Consider the following 6,505-nt stretch of genomic DNA (forward strand, 5'->3'; position numbering starts at 1 on the left):
CCCCCAACCCCCTCCCCGCAAGCAAGGAGGGGGCTTATGATGTATCTCATTCAAGTGCATACCGCTATAAATTACTGATAAATTACTATTGTGCCGAAAATCTCGCTAATAACTCTTCACGAGATGATTGTAGAAGTAAAGGAGTAAATTCCTCTCTACTCATGGCAATCAGGGGGTTAATGATTCTTGTCAATTCGGCATCAACTTCACTAAAACGCACTTGCAGAATACTCTCAATCATAGCGCGTCTTTCCCTTTCTACACCAGTCTTAAGTCCTTCTTGGAGTCCTTGTTTTCTCAGTTCTTCTAATTGTTATTGATACATTTGGGATAATTTCATAATTAACTCCCGATCATCTTGATCAATATCTTGTTCTTGACGCTGACGTGCCGATAACACAGCAATTAGGTTATGTACTAATTCTATGACATCTGCCAGAAATGGATTGTTATTTGTCAGTGTTTCTAATTCTTCCACCGCTTGTCTTTGTACTTTTCCCCTCCCTAATATCCGCAAAAACAGGGTTTCGGGTGTGCTGGGTAATTGATGAATACTAACAATGACGGTTTTAAATCCTTTACCAAAAAAGTAAATCCCCTTACCCCAGTTTTTCTCATCCAAACTAGCATTAAAGCTATCGAGGATTTCTACTGATACTGTAGGAGTCAAAATCCACAGATTAGCTAATTCGGATTCATTTATTCGCGTGTCATTGCGTTTAGCTTGACGTTCAACCTGGGCATGAATGTCAAATAATTTACCCATGCAACTGCGGATTTCACTTTTACTTACAGCATTACGGAATGGTTCAAATACGGCATAATTAGCCGCCATTTTCCCTAATATGCGGGGATGAGGGGATAAATAAGTAATTGGACAAAAATATTTACAGTCATTGCGAGCGAAGGGAAGCAATCACAACCCCTGCGATTGCTTCATTTCACTTCGTTCCATATGGCTAACGCCACGCAACGCTTACGCAATGACATTGTGTAATTAATTCTATCTCACTACTTAATACGTCAATTTGTCTGACTTCTGCGGTGATGTCTTTACTGGTTTCTACTTGTCCATAAGGTGTTAATAGTTCTGTTAGATATTGTTTAGCAAATTGATCATGTATAAAGCGAGTCATTTATTCTTGTGCCTATATGCCTATTTAATCAATTATTTCTGTATCAGGTAATACTTTATCTATTTTTTGTAGGTCGGGTTAAGCGACAGCGCAACCCGACGCTCATGTTGGATTTTGTGCTATTGCTCCGCAACGCTCACGCGAACAACCCAACCTACAGAAAATGTACAAGGTATTGATCTAAATTCCCGCTTTTACGCTGCTAATTCTCAAAACATCAGTCATTGTTGCACAGTAATTTGGTAAATTAAAGCTGCTAGGATTAATGGCATTAGCATAGCTAAAATGACGATAATTCATACAGAATCTATCCCAGGCTGCCATTTGAATGCGGAATACAGCAATAATTACATTGGCTAAACCTAAAGATAAAGGAATGCGGAAATAAATCTTTTTACGGAAATAAGCACAAACTTCTTCAATGGCTTGATTTGCTGTTAGGGAAGATTGTCCTAACACAAATCGGCGGGGATCTCCCTGTTGTGGTGGATAATCAATTAAATATTGGATAACTGTGGCAATATCTTTACCATGAATGAAGTGAAAACTGCCATCTGCTTGTAAAAAACGAATAAAATTAATATAGTTAGTAACTTCAGGAATACCAGATGTGAGATGAGAATAGGGTTTTTTGTCATCACCACCTAATACTAAGGTAGGAAAAACCGTGGTAATTTTGGGAAAAATAGCTAACTTTTCGATTTGATGTAAACAATCATATTTAGAACGGATATAATCTGTCCCAATTTCCCCGGCTTCTTTAAGTGGTTTGTTTTCGTTATTTAAAACACTGGCTGTGGAAAAATAAATTACCTGTTCACATCTTTCGGGATTTAGCAGATTCATTAATTCTAGAGTTTTGAAGACATTAATATCAAAAATGCCCTCACCACCCCAGGAAGTGGCTGTTAATACGGCGATATCAATGGTTTTGAGTAAATTAGAGAATTTACCAATCTCTTGCATATCACCCTGAAGAATGGTGATTCCAGGACGGACTGTAGTATCTACTTGGAGTTTATTAGGGTTTCTAACCAGGAGATATAATTCGTGATTGGTGTTTTGAATTAAGGCTTCGCTGATATAGTGACCGATACAGCCACTTGCACCTGTAACTAAAATACGTTTTTTGGTCATGAAATTGGATGTTGGGGTTTTTGGGGATGGTTGAGGTCAGTGCGTAATTGTAGCATGATTTGAGAAGATAGATCCCCGATTTCTTTAAGAAATCGGGGATCTGGGTGTTAGTTAAGTTATATATTTTTTTAAATGAACCCCTCCAGACGCAGAGAAATGAGGTTTTGAGAGATTTTGCGTAAATCTTGATTAATTAGGGTAAAATTACAATGAAGCCTTGGTTGTGAGTCTATGCGTCAATGTCTTAATCCTGACTGTCTTTTTCCTAACCCTGATAATTTTTAATATTGTCAAAAGTGCGGTAATAAGTTACTTTTGCGTGAAAAGTATATACCTAAATCAATTTTAGGTCAGGGTGGTTTTGGTAGAACATTTTTAGCTATTGATGAGGATAAACCATCAAAACCCTATTGTGTAATTAAACAATTTTTACTCCAAGCACAGGGAACAGATAGTATTGAAAAAGCAATTGTTATCAATCTGTTAAAGAAGTTATTCAGGAGTTAAATATTTTAAATCAACCTGAGAGGCGATCGCCATCTCAAATTTTACCTCCACTACCTCCACTACCACCTCAACCATCTGTTACTGTACCCAGTCGGTATCAAAAATTAGAGAAATTGTTAGCAGCAGGGGAATGGAAAGAAGCAGATGAGGAAACATTCCGGGTAATGCTAGTGGTAGCAAACCGAGAAAAAGAAGGTTGGTTAAATGTTAAAAGTATTGATAGTTTTCCCTGTGATGACCTCCGCATTATTGACGGGTTGTGGGTCAAATATAGTAATGGGCGGTTTGGGTTTTCTGTGCAGAAACTGATAGTTGCGGAATGCGGAATATCCCTACTGAAGATAATACTTGTTTCTCAGCAATTTTAGTTATTTTTCCGATAATTTTAATAATTTTATGAGAATCAGGATTTACAAGATCAAACAATGAACAGGATTTTAATTTACTCACATCCTGTCAATTCTTAAATTCTGGTTATCCTGATGCTGACAATTTCTGTATTCTAAAATTTAGAAATTATAGCCACCAAATTATATACCTTGATAATAGCACAAAAAGTCAAGAGGTCAAGAACCTAGTAAAATCGTTACCTTATTGCAATCATTCTCAACAATCTTGAGAATGAAGCAGATTTATTCTCAATAAACATAGTCTTGTGCTTTTTTTGTAAAAGTCAGATTTAAAAAACTTATAAGAAGATTGGCTTTTAACGAACAACCAACCCACCTCCCCAAAATGTGTCAAAATAAAGAATTGTAATAAAAAATATTGTTAAGGTAATTTAGTGACTTCAACTGCTCAAGCTAGTGCGAGTGCGCGTCGTGCGGTCTTTCCATTTACAGCCATCGTTGGTCAAGAAGAAATGAAACTGGCACTGCTGTTAAATGTCATTGACCCCAAAATTGGTGGTGTAATGATTATGGGCGATCGCGGCACCGGAAAATCTACAACTATCCGCGCCTTAGCGGACCTTTTACCAGAAATCCCTGTTGTCGCCAATGACCCCTTCAACAGTGACCCCAACGACACGGACTTGATGAGTGATGAAGTCCGTCAACAGGTAGCACAAGGGTTGGAAATTCCCATCACTCACAAAAAGGTACAAATGGTAGATTTACCATTGGGTGCGACAGAAGACCGAGTTTGTGGGACAATTGACATTGAAAAAGCCTTATCTGAGGGTGTCAAAGCCTTTGAACCCGGACTCCTAGCCAAAGCTAACCGGGGTATTCTTTACGTTGATGAGGTCAACTTATTAGATGACCACTTGGTAGACGTACTCCTCGATTCCGCTGCTAGTGGTTGGAACACTGTGGAACGGGAGGGGATTTCTATCCGTCACCCAGCCAAGTTTGTTCTCGTCGGTTCGGGAAACCCAGAAGAAGGGGAACTGCGTCCCCAACTCCTTGACCGTTTTGGAATGCACGCAGAAATCCGCACTGTGAAAGAACCAGCTTTGCGGGTGCAAATTGTGGAAGAACGGGGTGAATTTGACCAAAATCCGCCTGTGTATTTAGAAAAACACCAAGCTCCCCAAGTAGCATTACAAGAGAAAATTGTCAATGCCCAAAACTTATTACCACAAGTTAATTTAGACTATGACTTCCGGGTAAAAATTTCCGAAGTTTGTTCAGAATTGGATGTAGACGGGTTGCGGGGTGACATTGTGACAAACCGTGCGGCTAAAGCCTTAACCGCTTTTGAAGGTCGGACAGAAGTAACAGTTGACGATATCCGGCGGGTAATTACATTATGTCTGCGTCACCGTCTGCGGAAAGATCCTTTAGAATCCATTGATACAGGATATAAGGTAGAAAAGGTCTTTTGTCGAGTTTTTGGTGTGGAACTTCCAGAAGACTCAACTCAGAAAACTGGTGCAGGGGTAAAAGCTGGCGCTCGTTAGTTTTAATGTAGAGACGTTCCATGGAACGTCTCTACAACAGTTAATTAACAACTGACAAATTATGAGAACCTGGAATTTTTGGTTAAATAGCCTAATTTTATTTATTCAAGATCATCCACCCCGGTTTGTGGAATTATTAATGTTGACATTAGCGATCGCTCTGCTGACAGTCTCCACCATTGTCCCAGATAAACCCTACATCATACTAGGTTTAAGTTTTGTCGTGGGAGCATCAACTTCTATATTAGTCCGGGAAGCAATGTCTCCCACCGGAAACAACCACACAGTTTTAACTCAACAACACCTTACCCAATTTACCGCACTACTGTTATTAGGAATTAGTATTTACGGTTTTGCAGATTTAATTCAGACGCTATAAATTTTCAGGATCAACTCCTAATTTTTTTAACATCTCTGCTAATTTATTAGCTTTTTTCTCAGATTCTAACCATTTTCTTTCAGATTCTAAATGTTTTCTTTCAGATTCTAAATGTTTTTCCTCACTTTGTTGCATCCTTTCTTCTGGTGTTAAAAATCGTTTTCCATTTTCATCAAACCAATATAACCATTCTCTAGTTATTCCTTGATATGTTGCTTTTTTCATTCCTATTCCTAACCCTATCTCTGGTAGAAAAACAGGGTTTCCTGACAGTAATTTATATTCTCCATTGACTAATTTGTAAACCTCTAAACGTTGTTTTCTTTTACGCTGAGAATTATAAACTACATAATATAATATCCCCAATTCTTGAGCATAAAAATCTTTCTTAGTGCTATATTCTCCCCTATAGGTATGAGACACTATTTCTAACACTAAAATCGGTAATTTTTGTTCTTCCCATAATACATAACTGCGGCGTAAATCTTCATCAATTAATCTGGGAATACCAATACTTAAAAATCCATCTGGGACAATTGCAGGTTTATCTGGATCATAATATATTCCCATGTCTACGCCAAAAAACCAATCCCATCTTTGGAACCAGATTAAGGCTAACATGGCTTTTAATAAACCGGGAATTAAATCTTGTAGTTCGTTATCCACTGGTGTGTCGTCAGAGTCGGGTAATTCCTTAGATGAGGGTAAATAATTTAATTGGCTGTATTTTAGCATGATTGATATTACCAATTCTATTTTTATAATAATCCAGATCCCCGACTTCTAAGAAAAATCTATCATTTATTTACAAAATGAAAACAGAAGTCGGGGATATTTTTATCCTTTAAACTAATATATTCAGCTTTTTCATCAAGCGCAAATCTATTTTCTGGTGCAATATAGGGAACAATTATTTTAGGTAGATGATATTTGTCTTTATGCAGAGGCCAAGTGTACTTAAACCATTCACAGTTTCCTCTAATATATGCTGCTCTAGATGTTAAAATATCCTTTTTTTCTTGTAAATACTTTCCAACTCCTTCATCACAGTTTAACTCATCCAAATCATTAGGATAAACTCCCGTACCAGTCAAATAACTAGAAATTTGAAAAGATGGATTTTCATTCTTGAAAATATCTCTTTTATCATTAGCAGAAACTTTACTTAATGGTCTTTCCCAATATTTAGCTTCTGCGATAACTAATACCCTACCATAAAAAGCAGTTTCATTATTTTGAAAAGAGTAAGCTGTATCTCTATCTGCTTCATTTGCAAACAACGCATAATCAGGACGTTCGGCTCTACCTTTACCACGAGTTACAACTTGAGGAATATTAGAAAACCCTAAAATATCTAATACGGGTTTAATAAATACATCTTCAGTTTGCGCTTCATTGAGAGTCGGTAAAATCGCTTTTTTTGATAAATACAGATTTTTTAAT

Annotated in this window: 6 protein-coding genes and 2 pseudogenes; 4 read left to right on the forward strand and 4 right to left on the reverse strand. The window is 37.4% G+C overall.

The features are described from left to right. Positions 1 to 85: 85 nt before the first annotated feature. Positions 86 to 1,136 (reverse strand): annotated as a pseudogene (locus tag IQ228_RS27460) (hypothetical protein). Between the two features lie 180 nt (positions 1,137 to 1,316). Further along, positions 1,317 to 2,273, reverse strand: coding sequence for an NAD(P)-dependent oxidoreductase (locus IQ228_RS18250; protein ID WP_027403497.1), 957 nt, complete (start codon positions 2,271 to 2,273; stop codon positions 1,317 to 1,319). Between the two features lie 231 nt (positions 2,274 to 2,504). Between IQ228_RS18250 and IQ228_RS18255 the strand changes: the two are divergent. The 4 genes and pseudogenes from IQ228_RS18255 to IQ228_RS18270 all read left to right on the forward strand — a co-directional run. Then, positions 2,505 to 2,744 (forward strand): annotated as a pseudogene (locus tag IQ228_RS18255) (4-Cys prefix domain-containing protein); the annotation flags it as partial. A 149-nt stretch (positions 2,745 to 2,893) separates the two neighbouring features. Beyond that, a complete protein-coding gene (locus IQ228_RS18260) occupies positions 2,894 to 3,148 on the forward strand; it encodes a GUN4 domain-containing protein (RefSeq protein WP_228043945.1) in 255 nt (84 codons plus the stop codon). 416 nt (positions 3,149 to 3,564) lie between these two features. Next, entirely contained in the window at positions 3,565 to 4,683 is a 1,119-nt protein-coding gene (bchI, locus tag IQ228_RS18265; RefSeq protein ID WP_027403495.1) for a magnesium chelatase ATPase subunit I, read from the forward strand. A gap of 61 nt (positions 4,684 to 4,744) precedes the next feature. Beyond that, positions 4,745 to 5,062: a hypothetical protein gene (locus IQ228_RS18270; RefSeq protein ID WP_193963835.1), complete on the forward strand. Its 318-nt coding sequence runs from the start codon at positions 4,745 to 4,747 to the stop codon at positions 5,060 to 5,062. Here the strand turns inward: IQ228_RS18270 and IQ228_RS18275 are convergent. Both IQ228_RS18275 and IQ228_RS26760 read right to left on the reverse strand, forming a co-directional pair. Next, positions 5,057 to 5,797, reverse strand: coding sequence for a Uma2 family endonuclease (locus IQ228_RS18275; RefSeq protein WP_193963837.1), 741 nt, complete (start codon positions 5,795 to 5,797; stop codon positions 5,057 to 5,059). The two genes, IQ228_RS18270 and IQ228_RS18275, sit on opposite strands and share 6 nt — an antisense overlap. Positions 5,798 to 5,859: 62 nt before the next feature. Next, positions 5,860 to 6,505: hypothetical protein (locus tag IQ228_RS26760; RefSeq protein WP_228043946.1), on the reverse strand; the 646-nt coding region annotated here is incomplete at its 5' end.

The organism is Dolichospermum sp. LEGE 00246 (genome assembly GCF_015207865.1).
Taxonomy (GTDB): Bacteria; Cyanobacteriota; Cyanobacteriia; order Cyanobacteriales; family Nostocaceae; genus Dolichospermum; species Dolichospermum heterosporum.